The 16479-nt window shown below is 38.3% G+C and carries 13 protein-coding genes and 1 pseudogene; all 14 read right to left on the minus strand.

All coding sequences use genetic code 11. The features are described 5' to 3' along the window. Window positions 1-73: 73 nt before the first annotated feature. Window positions 74-652 (minus strand): hypothetical protein, encoded by a 579-nt coding sequence (locus CVS95_RS03135; RefSeq protein ID WP_107695533.1) that lies wholly within the window; start codon window positions 650-652, stop codon window positions 74-76. Between the two features lie 8 nt (window positions 653-660). Then, window positions 661-1155, minus strand: coding sequence for a TlpA family protein disulfide reductase (locus tag CVS95_RS03140; RefSeq protein ID WP_107695534.1), 495 nt, complete (start codon window positions 1153-1155; stop codon window positions 661-663). Beyond that, window positions 1145-1834, minus strand: a complete 690-nt coding sequence (locus CVS95_RS03145) for an ABC transporter ATP-binding protein (protein ID WP_107695535.1) — start codon at window positions 1832-1834, stop codon at window positions 1145-1147. The genes CVS95_RS03140 and CVS95_RS03145 overlap by 11 nt, the downstream gene beginning before the upstream one ends. 1 nt (window position 1835) lies before the next feature. Beyond that, complete coding sequence (locus tag CVS95_RS03150) at window positions 1836-2978, minus strand: ABC transporter permease (RefSeq protein WP_107695536.1); 1143 nt, start codon at window positions 2976-2978, stop codon at window positions 1836-1838. After that, window positions 2965-4257: an ABC transporter permease gene (locus CVS95_RS03155; RefSeq protein ID WP_107695537.1), complete on the minus strand. Its 1293-nt coding sequence runs from the start codon at window positions 4255-4257 to the stop codon at window positions 2965-2967. The genes CVS95_RS03150 and CVS95_RS03155 overlap by 14 nt, the downstream gene beginning before the upstream one ends. After that, window positions 4254-5633, minus strand: a complete 1380-nt coding sequence (locus CVS95_RS03160; protein WP_107695538.1) for a Fe-S-containing protein — start codon at window positions 5631-5633, stop codon at window positions 4254-4256. Before CVS95_RS03160 ends, CVS95_RS03155 begins: the two co-directional genes overlap by 4 nt. 51 nt (window positions 5634-5684) lie before the next feature. Then, window positions 5685-6206, minus strand: a complete 522-nt coding sequence (locus CVS95_RS03165; RefSeq protein WP_009294901.1) for an iron transporter — start codon at window positions 6204-6206, stop codon at window positions 5685-5687. A gap of 20 nt (window positions 6207-6226) precedes the next feature. Continuing rightward, window positions 6227-8170, minus strand: a complete 1944-nt coding sequence (locus tag CVS95_RS03170; RefSeq protein ID WP_107695539.1) for an FTR1 family protein — start codon at window positions 8168-8170, stop codon at window positions 6227-6229. Window positions 8171-8438: 268 nt separating this feature from the next. Continuing rightward, window positions 8439-8999, minus strand: coding sequence for a formate dehydrogenase FDH3 subunit beta (gene fdh3B / locus CVS95_RS03175; RefSeq protein WP_021090689.1), 561 nt, complete (start codon window positions 8997-8999; stop codon window positions 8439-8441). A gap of 80 nt (window positions 9000-9079) precedes the next feature. Next, window positions 9080-11986 (minus strand): annotated as a pseudogene (locus CVS95_RS03180) (formate dehydrogenase subunit alpha); the annotation flags it as partial. Window positions 11987-11997: 11 nt separating this feature from the next. Then, window positions 11998-12204: a twin-arginine translocation signal domain-containing protein gene (locus CVS95_RS03190; RefSeq protein ID WP_009294906.1), complete on the minus strand. Its 207-nt coding sequence runs from the start codon at window positions 12202-12204 to the stop codon at window positions 11998-12000. 299 nt (window positions 12205-12503) lie between these two features. Continuing rightward, window positions 12504-13244, minus strand: a complete 741-nt coding sequence (locus CVS95_RS03195; protein ID WP_087585452.1) for a thioredoxin domain-containing protein — start codon at window positions 13242-13244, stop codon at window positions 12504-12506. Window positions 13245-13297: 53 nt separating this feature from the next. Further along, entirely contained in the window at window positions 13298-15118 is a 1821-nt protein-coding gene (gene selB / locus CVS95_RS03200; RefSeq protein WP_107695540.1) for a selenocysteine-specific translation elongation factor, read from the minus strand. After that, window positions 15115-16440, minus strand: a complete 1326-nt coding sequence (gene selA, locus CVS95_RS03205; protein WP_107695541.1) for an L-seryl-tRNA(Sec) selenium transferase — start codon at window positions 16438-16440, stop codon at window positions 15115-15117. Before selA ends, selB begins: the two co-directional genes overlap by 4 nt. Window positions 16441-16479 lie beyond the last annotated feature (39 nt).

Genomic DNA, 16479 nt, shown 5'->3' on the forward strand with positions numbered 1-16479 from the left:
ACCAAGAAAGTAAAATTTTATTAAAGTTTAGCTTTTCATTCGAGCTTAGTTTAAATAGCACTCGTTAGTGCCCCTACTTTTGCGAGACGTTATAAAAAAAGCTAACGATCTGTTTTGCTAGGCGTTCTTTAAAAAACGGCCAAATGTAGCTTGGCGAATAGACATTGCCAGCTTGCATAAGCGAGATATTTGTCGCCTTTTCGCCACCATTTTTTGGACGCACTAGCACGCTTACTTGCATGTGATAAGTATAGCTATTCGTGCTAAAGTCATCATCATCGTAATAGCCAAATGGGAAAAACATCGAGTAACCAAAGCCAAAGCTTGGTCTACCAAAGCCATATCCCATGTCCATCGAAAATCTAGGATCTCTTTTGATTATCCTGGAAAAGCTTTGCACATCGCCGAGGATGATGAAGTCGGCATTTTTGATATTTGGCTCGTTTCTAAAGCCAGCCTTTGCAAACTCGCTTAAAATTTCAGCATTTACATCTTGCCCGGTCGCACTATTTTTAAAATTTACATAGACGCTTCTGTTTGATTCATTAAGCGTAAAAAAGATCGGATCACTCGTTTTGACCGAGATATTTGGAGTGCTGTTAGCACATCCAACAAAAAATACCGCTAAGACAAACAAAAAGAAATTTTTCATATTCACTCCTACAAGAGCGATCTTATAGCACTTTCAAGTACGCTTTTTGGTGTAAGACCGATAAATTTTGATCGCATCTTACCATCTTTATCAAAAAAATAGATAACTGGCACGCCCATGACGCCACCAACTGCCTTACTAAAGTAATCAACTGAAACTTTATCGCTCGTAGTTTTAAAGGTAATGTTGTGCTCTTTTAAAAGCTCAATATCTTTATCAAAGCCTTTACTAGGTCCTAAAACACCAATGAATTGAACCTCTTTACCATACTCTTTTTCAAGTGCATTTAGATCAGGGATCGCAGCCTTGCACACGCCGCAGTCCGTGCCAAAGAAAAATAGCATATATGGCTTGTCACCGATCTTTAGACGCTTCTCAGTAGGGAAAAACTGCGTATCGATGCCACTTGAGTCATTTAGCGTAATGTGATGCTTCTCATACTGCTTGACGCAGCCCATAACTAGGGCTGAGACTAGACATAAAAATAAAATTTTATATCTCATTTGGTACCTTTGGGTTTTCAATAGTGCGAATTTTCTCTAGCTTACCATGTCTTAGATAGACGATCTTATCGCCATACTCGCCAAGATCAGGGTTGTGAGTTACTAGAAGTATCGTCTTGCCGTCTTTTCTTAGCTTGCAAAATAGATCAAGTATAACTCTTTCATTTGCTTCATCAAGGTTACCAGTTGGCTCATCTGCTATTAAAATTTCAGGATCGTTTATGAGCGAGCGTGCGATACAAAGGCGTTGTTGCTCACCACCACTTAACTGACTTGGTCTATGCGTTAGCCTGTGAGAAAGACCAACTGCCTCAAGTGCCTTTTTAGCATCCTCTTCATCAACTGAGCTGTGATAGTACTGAGCGATCATTACATTTTCAAGTGCGCTAAGATATGGCACTAAGTGAAACTGCTGAAAAATAAGACCGATCTTTTCACGTCTAAATTTAAGTGTATCATCAGCATTTAGATTGCTCGCATCATCGCCACCGAGCATATAAGTGCCACTACTTGGAGTATCCATTAGTGAAAGGATATTTACAAGCGTACTCTTACCACTACCACTTGGTCCCATGACGCTGACCCACTCGCCCTTTTTAACCTCAAAACTTATATCATCAAGTGCTTTTACATCGCCAAAAATTTTACAAATATTTTTAAGTTCTAGTGCATTTTGCATATCATTCTCCTCTTAGTGTATCTGCCATTTTGTTATTAAGTGCCCGTTTAATCGGGTAAAACGCTGCGATCGCTGCAAAAAGAAGTGATATGACCACAGCTACTGGGATGCTTAGAATTCTAAAATCAATACTAGAATCAAATATCGCATAACCTAAAATTTGAGCTAGTAAATATCCTAAAAATGCACCAACTAATGCTGAGATGAGCGCTGTCACAAATGTCTCAAAGCCAAATAGCTTTAATACATCCTTTTTGCTTGCACCTATGGCTCTTAGAAGTGCGATCTCCTTTGAGCGAGAGAGCAAGATAGCACTAAGCGTTGTGTTTACGCACATTGAAGTAATGAGCAAAATAACAAGGCTAACAAGTGCCATTAATAGCTTTATTTTCTCCAAAATATAGCCCTCAGACTTTGAGACCTTTGCCACCGGTTTTGCAGCTATTTCATCGTTGCTTATAGTTTTTGCAAGCGATGTTATCTCATCAAAGTTACCAAGCACAACAGCCTCTGCATAGTTTATTTTGCCAGCTTTATTTGAAATTTTTTGAGCCAAAGATAGTGATGTGATCAAAAGTGCGTCCTCTTTGTCGCCGCTTGCCACTACGCCTTTTATCTTTACATTTATGCTCTCATTTGAGCCAATGGCACGAATTTCTATATCATCGCCTGCTTTAAAGCCAGCCTGACGAGCTAGATCGACGCCTATTAGCACGTTTTTATCGTCAAAATCGACATTTATCATCGTTCCATCTCTAACATCTAAAAATGGTTTAACTTTTTTTAGATTGCTGAATTTTGTTCCCATGACGATAGCGTTTGTTGGACCGATATTTGCCTGAGCAAAGAGATAACCGCTCTCACCAAGAAGCTTATCTTTTGGTACTTTGGCGATCATTTCATTATAAGTTTTTTCACTCATATCATCGCTTGTCGCCATATCTTTTGGAGCAAAGATCATGTTCGCACCATAAGTCTTTAGCTCGCGTGAGACTTTAGAGTCTATGTCAAGATAGACATTAACAAACGCCGCACACACGCATGCTCCAAGTAAGATAGAGATCACGATGACCATTACTCTTGATGAGCCATTTTTTAAACTTTTATAAATTGTATTGTAAAAGAATTTGCTATTTGCGGTCATATAGCACCTCCGCAGGTAGTAAATTTATGACGTTTCTCATTGGCATTAGCGAGCCAACGACTGAGATAAGTAGGGCAAATGCCACGCTAATTGGTAGCACGATCCAAGCTATGCCTATGCCGTGTGAGAAGATAATGTAAGACATCACGTAGCTTAGCGCGTACCCTAAAAATGCTCCAGTGATACCTGCAAAAAAGGCAACCACAAGGCTCTCGCTAGCAAAAAGGGCGTAAATTTCAAAATTACTTGCGCCTATGGCTTTTAAAAGGCCGATCTCTTTTTTACGGCGGTAAATTTCACTTGTCATTAGCGATGTTATGCCAATGGCTGAAACCACAAGAGCGATGATGCTAACGATGCCCATTAGGCTTTGAATTTTCTTTACTATGTTACTCTCAGCATCACTTACTTGAAGGCTAGCTTTTGCGCTAACGTTTGGTAAATTTTCTTCTATCTGAAATGCGATCGAGCCTGCGTAAGCCGAGCAATACCATTTGTCGTACTCTGCGCTATCAAGGTTGTCTAAATTTCGTCTTGCTTTTAGTGATAGGTCGTTTTCTGGGATCGTCATAGCTGAGACTTCAGCTTTTGTGTATGAGCTCACGTGTCCAGAAAGATCTCCAGCAAGCTTTAGTGAGCCAACTAGCTTATGTGTCTCGTCACTAGCTCCTTTTAAAATTCCAACTATTTTAACCTCTCTTGTACCATTTTTGCCAGCAAGGCTAAGCTTGTCGCCAACTTTTAAATTTTTAGCCTTAGCAAGCTCATCTCCTACTAAAATTTCATCCATGCTCTCATCTTTTGGCCAAGCACCCTCAACACCCCAAAACCCGTAAAGTGTCTTTACGCCTGTGCTAAATTCTGGCTCATCTTTTAGTCCGATATTTTTATCAAAGTATGTTCCCTCAAGACTAAATTCATCGCCTTTGTCAGTTTTTACTTTTGTCTCTAAAAACGGCGCAAAGGCAACGATGTTATTTCTCCAAAAGATCTCTTTTATCTTGTAGATATCGGCCTCTGGGAGTAAATTTTGTGATTTTAGTGGGGTGAAATTTTTGCCCTCGATCTCGATGCTTAGGCTCTCACCACGTGGTAAGACGACGATATTTGAGCCGTATCCTCTAAGCTCGCTTGCCACTTGATCGCCGATTTTAAGCGTGATATTTAGCATGCAAGCTATCAAAAGAGCAGCTAATAAGATGGTGATAAACGCCATCGTCTTTTGCACCTTTGAGCCAGTGATCGAGCTTTTTATCATTCTTAGTTGCATATTTTTCATTTTAACGTTCCATTTGTTTCTACATATTTTTCTGGATTTGCTTCAAATTTCGCCTGAGTTTCGTTGCTCTCAAAGAAGTATGTGCGTCCGTAGTATAAATATGATCTTGAATCAAGATTGCTCACCTTTTTGTGGCTTACAGGATCAAGCACCATCTTTTCGACGACCTTGCTAAAGTAGTTTGCCCCTGCGACGATCGTTTTGTAATCCACTATGATATTTTTACCATCAAAGGTAAATGCCATAGGGATCGGGTTACAACCACCCTCTTTGCCAACTGACGGCAAGAAAATTCTAACATTACAAGAGATACAAATAAGGTCATTACCTCTTTTTATGTAGCCCATATCGCCACATATCATGCACGAGTCAAAGACGATGACTGGAGATGGGCGGTCACTAAAGCGGTTTAGCAAGAAAAATCTTATCTGCTTGCCCTCATCTGTTATATAAGCAAATCTGTGAAGTTCATTATCTTTTAACATATCAACATTAAATATAAATTTATCTCCCACTGGCTCAACCAAAACTGGCTCTGAAATTTGAGGTGGACGAGATGCGTAAAGATCAAAATAAAGTGAAAAGCCAAGCGCTATTAAAACGCTGCAAAATGCAAATTTTGCATTGTCAAAGACATTTTCTCTAATGGCTTTTGTAAAGCGGTATTTGATAGAGCCAAATGTGCTCTTATCGATACTTTTTGGCATAAAGCAAAGCGCGATGATGCATAAAAGTAGGATCACAACTATATAAAAATAGGCACTAAATTCTGTGACATAGATGCCTTTTGCGCTGATAGATAAAATTTGAGAATTTAGCTCGCTACTTATCTTTAAAGCGCCTGCACGTAAAAGCTCGAGTGCAGTTTGTGAGCTTCTATCAACTAGTAAAAATATTAGTGTGATAAGAGCTAAAATTTTAGCTACTGATGATGGGATACTAGCTTTTAAATTTGAAATGAAGAAAAATAAAAATAGTATCAAGATCATCGCAAAGATCATTAAAAAGAAGCTTATAACTGAAAGCGTGTCAAGCAGTTCGCCGCCAAAAAGTGGGAACAATGCGCTACTTGAGCTATAACCAAAGCCAAAGCCGATGCCTAAAATAAAAAATGTTACGATTTTTGCTATCTTAAGCTCGAAAAATATCCACAAAATGCTAATTAGCAGAAAAACCAGTGTCACTGAATCTATGAAAATTTTAAACTGGTCATCAACAAGCGCATGACGAGCAGCTTTAAAGATAAGCACACCAGCAACAACGCCAAGAAATGATGGTAAAAAGATCGTTTTTAAACTTTTGCCATTGTTATTTAAGGCAGCAAAAAGCGTAAATCCAAGGAGGGCTAAAAAGACCTGATAGAAGTAAATTGACATAACTAAACCCTATGAGAATTTTTAAAAAGGGGCGAAAACGCCCCAAAGTAATTATTTAACAGGACCACCTGTCCATTGAAATTTATAAGTTGTTGTGAAAGGCTCAAACCATTTACCAACACCAGTCTCTTTGTCAGCGTGGCGACCAAAGCCTTGTTTTTCTGGATTGTCGATGTGGAATTTAAGCTCATAGTTACCAACACCTGTATCCATTTTTACGTTAGCGCCGTAGTGTGGGCCATCGCTTGCAACCATAGGCATAAATGTACCTTTTTTAGTTTTACCATTATCAAGGTTTTTTAGCTCATAGTTGATCTTTAGATATGGGATCCACTCGCCTTCGCCAAAGCCGTTTTTGTTGCCTTTTACAGCGTGGATGTCAGCTTCTAGGTGAAGATCAGCTAAGCTTGGAGCTAGATCAACGCCTTTTGGCTCCATGTCGATTGGCTCAAGATAAACAGCAGCTATCTCCATGCCATTAGCCTCTACAGGCTCGCCGATTGGGTGCTCTCCAGCAAGTGCAAAACCAGCTGCTAGGCTAAGTGCTAGAGCTGAACTAAGAATTTTATTCATATTCTCTCCTTTAAATAAAATTAATTTTTATTTTGTTTTGATTTCATGATAACGATGCCTATAATTAGAGCAAGCACCATAATGATTTGAGGTACTAAGCTCTCGTAATATGGCATAAGTCCTAGCCAGTCTCTCATCCAGTCAGGGAAGCTAAGTCCTTTTATGATAGTCGGAATGAAAATTTTGCCCTCAACTAGCTCGCCAACGCCCTTGCCAACAAAGACGATCGACATATAAAAGATGATCGCTGATGTAAATATAAAAAATGGTTTAATAGGAATTTTAACAGCGAAAATTTTAAATAAGAAATAGACTATCAAAAGAACGATAAGACCTACGACAAAGCCAGCTGCGATCATTGAGTAGCCAGCTGAGTCTTTTGCGTCAAAGATAAGTGCTTGATAAAATAACACTGTCTCAGCACCCTCTCTAAATACCGCTAAAAATACAGTCCACCAAAGTGCTGTGCTTGAGCCACTTGAGATAGACTCAGATACATGTGATTTGATGTAGTCGTTCCATTTTTTAGCGCCAGCATTTGAAAGAAGCCAGAAGCCAACGTAAAATAGAAGTCCCACTGCAACAAGCATCGTGATGCCTTCCATAAGCTCTCTTTTTTGACCTGCTGCCTCGCCAAAGATGATGTTCATTATCCAAGCCATGACAAAGCTTAAGATGACCGCCACGCCAACTGAGCTATATACGACCTTGCCCATTTGTTTAGCATTGCCAGTTTTTACCAAGTATGCAACAACAGCTGCCACAATTATAAGAGCCTCAAAGCCCTCTCTTAAGATGATAGTTAGCGCCCATATAAATAGCGTCCAAGGTGAGCTTGAACCGCTAGTTTTCTCAAGTGCAGCTGCTAGCTGAGATGACATCTTGCTTGCACTTTCCTCAAGTGTTTTTTCATCTGCACCTGATTTCATAAGGGCTACGAGGTTGCCAAATGTAGCTTCGATAGCTGTTTTTAAATTTACATCTATCGCGCCTACTTTGTTCTCCATGCCGCTACCTTCAAACTCATCAAAGTAGATGTCTTGGATATCGCCCATAGCTTTAGCGCTATTGCCACTTTTGTAAAGTGCAATGGCTGCTTGAATTTTGTCATTTATGTTTTTAACAGTTTGAGTGTAGTCTGTGCCGCTATCTTCACTGCCATCATTAGATGCTGCACTACTCATATCAACTTTTGCTAGTTTTACTGTTTCAGCTGGGAGCTTTGCGACGGCGTCATAAGCTAGTTTTTTGATCTCTTCTAGCTTTACTTTAAAGTCATCTTTGCTTATGCCATTTGTGATACCACTGATCGCTTCGCCCATCTTTCTTTGGATATCAGCATCTATGCTTTTACCATTTTCTATATATTGGCGAACGGCTATTTCAAGTTGAGTGTTTCTGTAATCATTAAATTTAGCATCTTGGATAGAATTTTTAGCATCATCTTGTTTATCACCCTCGTAGCTTGCTATGGCTTTATCTAAAGTAGCTGATAAATTTTCAAATGCCACCTTCCACTCAGGGATAAATTTAGAAGTGTCATAGCTGGTTGCAGCAGCTTGTGCTGGAGTGTCTGAATACTCACCAACAAGCTTATGTCCATTTAAAATAACTGGCAAAACTTCAGCGATTTCGCTATTTATCTGATCTATTCTTTTTTGCACATCATCTGGTGCTTCGCCAGCTTTTATCGCCTTTCTGATCTCACCAAACTGCTTCTCCATAGAGTAAGCTTTTTTCTGACCTAAATTTATTCTGATGCCAGCTTCGACATCTTCAAATAAACCAAAATAAGCGTTTTGAGTATCGCTAACTGCTTGCTCGACGTTGCCAGCTCTGTACTCTGTTATTACTTTTTGTAATGACTCTTTTATCTGAGCTGCGACTTGTGTGTAGTCATCATTTTTTGCCATTAGCCAAACTGGCAACAACATAATTAGCATAAATTTTAAGAATTTATTCATTAAATAAACCACCTGTGAGATTTTTTTGAAGCGAATATTACCAAGGCTTTACTTTGATTAAAATAAAAACGATTATCATAAAATAGAGCAAATTGAGATAATAAAGAGAAATTTGTCTTCAAATAGCCAATTTTGAATAGTTTTAGAAATTTTCTAATGTAAATTTAAAATTTATCTTTTGAATATAAAAATAGTAGTTTTATAAAAAATGAAAAGGCTTTAAGTTTAAAATTTAGAATTTAAAGGAGAGCAAAAGCTCTCCTTCTTGTTAGGCATTTAGCCCAGTGTTTCTTAGCATAACACGTTTGCGATATACATTTGATACTTCAGCTGCATCTCCAACTAAAAGTGCATTTGTAGCACAAACAGCCGCACACATAGGCACTTTTCCTTCAGCCATTCTATTTTGGCCGTAAAGCTCTCTCTCCTCGTGTGAGTTTGTTGGCTCTGGACCGCCTGCGCACATTGTACATTTATCCATAACGCCTTTTACGCCAAATGCCCCGTCTTTAGGGAACTGTGGAGCACCAAATGGACAAGCATATAAGCAGTAACCACAGCCTATGCATATATTTTTATCGTGAAGCACGATGCCATCAGCTCTAATGTAGAAACAATCAACCGGGCAAACTTGCTCACAAGGTGCATCAGTACAGTGTTGGCATGCAATGGTAGTTGAAACCTCTTTACCTTCGATACCATCGTGAAGTGTAATGACCTTTCTTCTATAAATTCCCACTGGAAGCTCATGAGCAGAAGAGCAAGCAACTTGGCAACCATAACAACTAATACATCTATCAGTATCTACGAAAAATTTCATTCTTGCCATTTTATTCCTCCTTACTCTTTACCCATGGCGTCTCTCTCGCCATATTCATGGAAAAACGATGTTTTAAATGTATTTTCCTCAGCTTTTTCTATACGGCAAAGACCTGCGTTAAACTCTGAAATTTGAGTAACTGGGTCAAATCCGTAGTTAGTAACTGTGTTAAAGCTCTCACCGATAACATAAGGCTTAGTGCCCTCTGGATAGCGAGCTGAAAGATCAACGCCTTGCATAATACCAGCGAAGTTGTATGGCATACAAATTCTATCTGGAGTTACCATCTGGCTGTGATAGCATCTTACTTTGATCTTTGTGCCTTGTGGGCTGTGAATCCACATCATATCGCGATCTTTTATGCCGTATTTTAAAGCTAGCTCTGGATTAACATTAGCAAACATCTCTGGCGTAATAGCTGATAGATATTTACTAGTTCTTTCGATCATTCCTGCACCACTTAAGTTTACGACGCGTTGCGTGCTAAACACGATAGGGAACTCTTTTGACCAATCTTTTGCTTGTTGCTCTGACTTAAACTTAGTAGAAACACGGAAATTTCTAGCTTGATCTTCAAATGTCGGATACTTTTGAACAAGATCCCAGCGTGGTGAGTGAACAGGCTCTCTATGTTTTGGAATAGGATCAAGGAATTCCCAAACGATAGCTCTTGCCCTTGCATTACCATAAGGTACAACACCTTTTTCACGGCATTTTTCAAAGATAATACCACTATAATCCATACTCCAGCTTGGTCCCATCTTAGCTTTCTCTTCTTCAGTTAGAGTTATACCTAAGACTTTTTCTATATTCTCTTTTGTGATTTGTGGATAGCCACCTTTTATAGCTGAGCCAACAAGCGTTGTCTCTTCGCTAGCTAGCTGACTAACGCCATTATGCTCTAGACCAAAGCGATTTCTAAAGCCTGAACCACCTTCAACATAAGGCTTGCTCATATCATATAGTATTGGTGTTCCAGGGTGTTTTTCATCCCATGCTGGCCATGGTTTACCGTAGTATTCGCCTTTAACTTCACCACCAATACCTATTAGCGTATCTGGGTCAAATTTATCCCAGTTTGCCTGGTGACGTCTAAACATCTCAGCTGTTCTACCACCATAACCTATAGAATTTCCAATTCTTGCTATCTCATTTGTCGCATCATCAGGCCATACAAAATCATCTTTTACTTGTTTTATTTCACGATCTACGATACCCATTTTCATGCCTTTTACGTATTCATCGTAAAAGCCAAATTTCTTAGCAAATAGGAACATCACTTCGTGATCGCCCTTACTCTCATAAAGTGGATCAACAACTTTTGTTCTCCATTGTCCTGAGCGGTTTGTAGCACTTAAGTGACCTTCATTTTCAAATGCAGTCGCTACTGGCAAGATATAAACGCCATCTTTTCTGTCTGAAAGGATAGAAATTTCATTTACAAATGGCTCAGCTACAACGATCATATCTAGTTTTGAAGCTGCTTCTTGGATTTTAGCTAAGTGCGCCATAGACGTTAGACCAGTTCCTTGAACCCAAAGAACTCTCAATGCACCACTACTAAATGTATTCTCCTCTTTCAAGACGCCTTGCCACCATTTTGAAAGTGACCAGCCTTTTTCGTTTCTCCAGTTTCTATCTTCTGGATGTTTAGGATCGTGGTAATAATACTCTTCAAAGACTGTGTTTTTAACAGGAGTACCGCCTTGTTTTGGCTCTTTTGTTGAGACTGCAAAGCGTTTAATAAATTCGTCATAATCAACGCCCCAGCCTTTGCAGTAATATTTCCATGCTGCATCAGTTAAGCCATAATACATTGGCAAGCTATCTGAAAGGTTACACATATCAGTTGAGCCTTGAACATTGTCGTGACCACGAATGATATTACAGCCACCACCTGCTTTACCCATATTTCCTAGAATTAGTTGAAGGATAGGTAAAATTCTTGTATTTGATGTACCAACTGAGTGTTGAGTGATGCCAAGTGCCCAAACAACAGTACCTGGTTTTGTGTGAGCTAGAATGTCTGCAGCTTTTAGTAGCTTATCAACTGGTACTCCAGTAACATCAGATGTAACCTCTGGTGTCCAGTGCTCAGCCTCTTTTCTTATCTCATCAATACCATAAGTTCTATTTTCTATAAATTCTTTATCTTCCCAGCCATTTTTAAGAATGATGTGAATAAGACCATAAACAAGTGCAATATCAGTTCCTGATCTTTGTCTCAAATAAAGATCAGCATGTGCAGCTGTCTTTGTAAAATTTGGATCAGCTACAATTACTTTTGCATTGTTTCTATCTTTTGCTTGTAAAGTGTGCTTCATGCCACCAACTGGGTTTGCCACAGCTGGGTTTGCTCCAATGATAAATATACATTTTGAGTTCGCAGCCATATCTCCAAAGTGGTTTGTCATCGCGCCATAACCCCAGGTATTCGCCACACCGGCGACTGTTGCGCTATGTCAAATTCTTGCTACGTGATCGTTACTGTTTGTACCCCAAAATGCACAAAATTTTCTAAAGTAGTAAGACTGTTCGTTGTTAAATTTAGCCGATCCTAAGAAAACAACACTATCAGGGCCATCTTCTTTACGGATCTGAAGCATCTTATCGCCGATCTCGTTTACAGCTTGATCCCATGAAATTCTTTGCCATTTACCATCAACTTTTTTCATAGGATATTTGATGCGTTGTTTGCTGTGTGTAAGATCGATCTGGTCGATACCTTTTGAGCAGTGTGAGCCCTGAGATATCGGATGATGCATCGCCATATCTTGACGAACCCAAACACCATCTTTTACCTCAGCCTCGATACCACAGCCTGCTGAGCAAATAGAACAAATCGTTCTAACCTTTTTTGAGCCAGGGAAAGGATTTTTTATCTCCTCATCACTTGCTTTTCTTATCGTTTCATTTTCTCCAAAAGCCATTGTGCTTCCAGCACCAAGTGCGGCTAGCTTTAAAAATGAACGTCTTCCTATACGTGCATCACTCATGGTTTTCTCCCTTAGTAAGCGATTTTATAGTAGGTTTCCCAGTTCTTGCTTTTTTTATAAAGCACCTCTTTTTTGTTTGACTTGCCAACGACGACACCATTGTCATCAGGAGCTAAGTCGTCACTAGTCACTTTTGCTACGGCTGAGACTGCGAGTACTCCGCCGGCAGCACCGACTTTTAGAGATTTTTTGAGAAAATCTCTTCTTGATCCTTGCATTTTTTCTCCTTATGCCTCAAAAAATTTTGAGAAATTTGGTTCAATAATATGTAAAATTTGCATATTTAGAATTTCTAAAATATCGCAAATAGCCTATTTCAGGGCTTTTAGAGCCTAGAATTAAACTGTGTAAATTTAGCATAATTGCAAGATAATCAAAGTAAATATAAAGCTTTAATTAAATATGTTAAGTTATTGTTAAAAATATAAGAAAATATATTTAATATTTTAGCTTTTATGAATTTTGAGAGAAAGGCTAATTTAAAGTATAAATTCTAGGGAGAGCTCCCTAGAAAAGGTTATTTTAGATCACTTTTATTTATGATAAATGGCACTGATCTAACGCCAGCTGAGAAATATTTTTTACGTAAAGTATCGATCTTGTCGCTCTCTTCTTTGCTAACATTTTTTTCATCTACGTTATAATCTTCAGAGAAATACTTTCTTAAAATTTTAACCTTATCGCTATCACTTTTTGCATTTTTTATATCTTTATAGATCAAAGCACTTTTTTGTAAAGACGATAGTTCATGCACTGGAGTTAGGATGATTTCAACGTTATTGTCTTTTAGCGTAGTTTCGATCTTTGCTAGCTCGGCTCTACAATATGGGCATTCAGGATCTGAAAACATGATAAGAGTTGGCTTTTTGCTATCATTGCCAAGAGTTATAACATTTGCCTTGTCTTCATTTTTATAAATTTTAGCTAGTGATTTTACTAAATCAAGTGCTGCTTTTTCTGCGATTACCTTTTTTTCTTCAGCTAAATAAGACTTCTGCTCCTTTAAATTTACAACATCAGGAAACATAAGATCGCCCTTAACAAAAGTCACATCTTCTTGAGACATATCTCCTTTGCTAAATTTTAAGCTTACTTTTTCTATATCATCTAAAATTTTAGTGCGTTCTACGACTTTTACATTAACACCATCGATATTTTGATTTTTAAAAACTTCTGAGTAAAAATCTTCTATTTGCTTATTACTAGCTGCCATTAGGCTAGTTGCCGCTATTATTGAGGCTAAAACCACTTTTTTCATTTTTTTCCTTTTTAAAAATTTGGCGGATTATATTTGCTTTTTGTAAATGAATACTAACCACGAAAGACTCTATCATTTCCTTGCTTCATTATGTCACTCTCAAGATCAAGTTGCTCAAGATAGGCGATTACATATTTTCTACTTAAATTTAGTGCATCCTTGGCATTTGTGACATTTACAAATCCTTGGTTTTTGATGATCTCTCTTAGCTTATCAAGTGCCATTTTTAGCGAATTTCTAGTGATAAAAAGATTATGCTCCAGCCTTACAACTCTGCCCATTGCAGTTAGTTTTTTAAGGGCATTATCGCCACTTAGCCTATCTATTTCCAGCTCATCATATATATTATAAGGTGCCGTTGGAGCTAGCTTTCCGCTTTCTAAAATTTCATAAATTTTCTCTTCAAGCCTTACTTTTAGTTTGCTTATATCAACGCCCTTTTTTGTATAGACGCCATCATTTTTAGAGATTAAGCTTATACTTTCAAGCTCATCAAGTGCTTTTTGAGCCAAATTTTGACTAGCCCAAGCAAGTTTTAAGCTTATACTTTGAGCTGAGAAAACAGCAAATTCATTTTTTTCTATCATAAATTTAACCACAGACTTTATCCGCTCAACCGCACTTAGATCGTAGATATTTAAAGCCTTTTCATCGACAAAGACGTTTGAGACTTTTTTAGCCACATTTACGGCCTCTTCGTGACTTAGTCCAAATCTTTGATAAGAAGAGATTATTCCAAAGCCATTTTTGTGGGCTTCTTTAAGTATAGAAAATGCTCCAACAAAATCATGCTTTAAAAGTGCAGCCAAAAAGAGAATTTTGCCAGCTTTTTTTAGTGGCTCAAGCACAGGATTTAGCACTCTGCCACCGCCTATCACGCGTGCATCTGAGATAAGTACAAATGCCTCGTCAAATTTCAAAAACATATCGCTTTGAAATTTAAAGGTAACAAAGTAGCTATCATCTTTTTGGCTTAGTATCAGTACCTTTGCAGGCACATTTTTAGCTCCTACGCAAAAGGTTACGCTTTGCGAGTGAATCAAATTTTTAGCAGTTACGACCGCATCAACCTCTCTAAATCCCCTAAAATAGCCTTTTTTACTAAGTAGCTGCCCCTTTTTTAGCTCATTAAGCTCGATGCCAGTTAGATTAAGCGCCACGCGGCTGCTAACCCCTGCACTATCAATGAATTTATCGTGGCTTTGCACGCTTCTTACTAGCGCCTCTTTGCCAGCGTCGTAGTTAAAAAGCTTCTCGTTTTTACTAACGCTTCCCTCTATAACGGTGCCAGTCACAACATTTCCGATACCTTTTAGGCTAAAAACCCTATCAATGTAGTATCTAAAAACGCCCTCCTCATCGCGCTTTTTAGCTCTTAGCGTAAAGAGGTAGTTTCTAAGCTCGTCAATGCTTGCCTTATCCTTTATACTAACAGCAAAAATTTCTAAAATTTGCAGGTTTTTAAATTTAGAAATTTCATCTCTTATCTCTTTTTTTCTTAAATTTATAGTCGCTTCATCTACGAGGTCACACTTTGTAAGTGCCACAATCAAAGACTTCACACCAAGAAGATTTAAAATTTCAAGGTGCTCCAAGCTTTGAGGCATAAGGCCGTCATTTGCCGCCACCACAAATAAGCACGCATCAAAGCCATACGCACCACTTATCATCGTCTTTATGAGATTTTCATGCCCAGGCACGTCGATAAATGCGATATTTTCATCATTTTTACTTAAATTTGAAAAGCTTAGATCAATCGTTATGCCACGCTTTTTCTCCTCTTCAAGATTATCCCCCTCAAAGCCGTTTAGCTCCTTTATAAGTGCGGTTTTTCCGTGGTCGATATGCCCTGCTGTTCCTATTATTAAACTCATTTTTCTTCCGTTTCATTTATTATTTTTATTAGTTCATTTACATCTTCATCTAAAAGCGTTCTCAAATCAAGCAAAAATTTATCATTTTCTATGCGGCCAATCACCTTTTTTTGCCTAAATTTCTGCTCATTTAAAACTGCATCTCCACTAACTGCCAAAGCCATACTTGGAATTTTTTTATTTGGCATCGCACCGCCTCCTACAAAGGTTTGTGTACGAACTATCTCAAGCGGGGTTTTTAAATTTTTATTTATAAAATTTGCTAAGCTTTCAAGCTCTTTTACGCTTTTGTGAAGCAGTTTTTGCGTTGTGATTAGCTCAAATTCTTTATTTAAATAAGCTTTCATGCTCTCAGCCAAAAGTGAGATGATCACTTTATCTACGCGAAGCATTCTTAAAAGCTGATTTTTTCTAAGCTTTGCGATGAGCTCTCTTTTGCCAACAATGATGCCGCACTGCACCGCGCCAAGCAGCTTGTCGCCGCTAAAACTAACTAGCGAAACATCTTTTAAATTTTTTAGATCTGGCTCATTTTTGTCAAGATTAAACGGTAAATTTCCGTAAAATCCACTGCCAAGATCAAAATAATCTATCAAATTTTGCTCGCATGCCAATTTGCTTAGTTCATTTGCTGTAACCTCTTCGCTAAAGCCCACGATGTCAAAATTTGAGCGATGAACCTTTACAAGCATCGCCGTATTTTCACTAATCGCCTCTTCGTAGTCTTTTAGCTTAGTTTTGTTTGTCGTGCCAACCTCTTTTAAAAAGCAGCCCGCATTTGCCATAACTTCTGGCACTCTAAAACTACCACCGATCTCGACTAGTTCGCCTCTGCTAACGACGACTTCTCTGCCTTTTGCAAAGGTATTTAGCACCAAAAATACAGCACTTGCGTTATTATTTACAACGATAGCGTCTTCAAAACCAAATGCTCTTGCGATCATCTCACCGATATAGTCATATCTGTTGCCACGGTTGCCTGTTTTTAGGTTGTATTCAAGGTTTGAATACCCTGTGATTACCGGAGTTGCACGACTTAAAATTTCTTTATCGATGACACTTCTAGCAAGGTTTGTGTGAATGGTCACACCGGTTAAATTTAGCACTCTTTGAAGGCTTGATTCATTAAATTTATGATATTCGTTTAGGATTAAATCTATTATTTCTTGCAACGCAAAATTTGCATTTTCATTTAAAATTTTAGCTCTAACTTCATTTAAAATTTGCCTTGCAAGCAATGTGACTAAATTTATATCAAATCCTGAAAATGCTTCGTTTTTTATAATCTTATCAACTTGTGGGATATCTCTTAAATCGCTCAATTTGTGCTCCTAGTAAGTTAGTTTTACCAAGCCGTGATT

The organism is Campylobacter concisus (assembly GCF_003048905.1).
Lineage (GTDB): Bacteria > Campylobacterota > Campylobacteria > Campylobacterales > Campylobacteraceae > Campylobacter_A > Campylobacter_A concisus_V.

Coding starts and splice junctions, on each gene's coding strand:
- CVS95_RS03135 (WP_107695533.1), bottom strand. CDS start 652: ATGAAAAATTTCTTTTTGTTTGTCTTAGCGGTATTTTTTGTTGGATGT.
- CVS95_RS03140 (WP_107695534.1), bottom strand. CDS start 1,155: ATGAGATATAAAATTTTATTTTTATGTCTAGTCTCAGCCCTAGTTATG.
- CVS95_RS03145 (WP_107695535.1), bottom strand. CDS start 1,834: ATGCAAAATGCACTAGAACTTAAAAATATTTGTAAAATTTTTGGCGAT.
- CVS95_RS03150 (WP_107695536.1), bottom strand. CDS start 2,978: ATGACCGCAAATAGCAAATTCTTTTACAATACAATTTATAAAAGTTTA.
- CVS95_RS03155 (WP_107695537.1), bottom strand. CDS start 4,257: ATGAAAAATATGCAACTAAGAATGATAAAAAGCTCGATCACTGGCTCA.
- CVS95_RS03160 (WP_107695538.1), bottom strand. CDS start 5,633: ATGTCAATTTACTTCTATCAGGTCTTTTTAGCCCTCCTTGGATTTACG.
- CVS95_RS03165 (WP_009294901.1), bottom strand. CDS start 6,206: ATGAATAAAATTCTTAGTTCAGCTCTAGCACTTAGCCTAGCAGCTGGT.
- CVS95_RS03170 (WP_107695539.1), bottom strand. CDS start 8,170: ATGAATAAATTCTTAAAATTTATGCTAATTATGTTGTTGCCAGTTTGG.
- fdh3B (WP_021090689.1), bottom strand. CDS start 8,999: ATGGCAAGAATGAAATTTTTCGTAGATACTGATAGATGTATTAGTTGT.
- CVS95_RS03190 (WP_009294906.1), bottom strand. CDS start 12,204: ATGCAAGGATCAAGAAGAGATTTTCTCAAAAAATCTCTAAAAGTCGGT.
- CVS95_RS03195 (WP_087585452.1), bottom strand. CDS start 13,244: ATGAAAAAAGTGGTTTTAGCCTCAATAATAGCGGCAACTAGCCTAATG.
- selB (WP_107695540.1), bottom strand. CDS start 15,118: ATGAGTTTAATAATAGGAACAGCAGGGCATATCGACCACGGAAAAACC.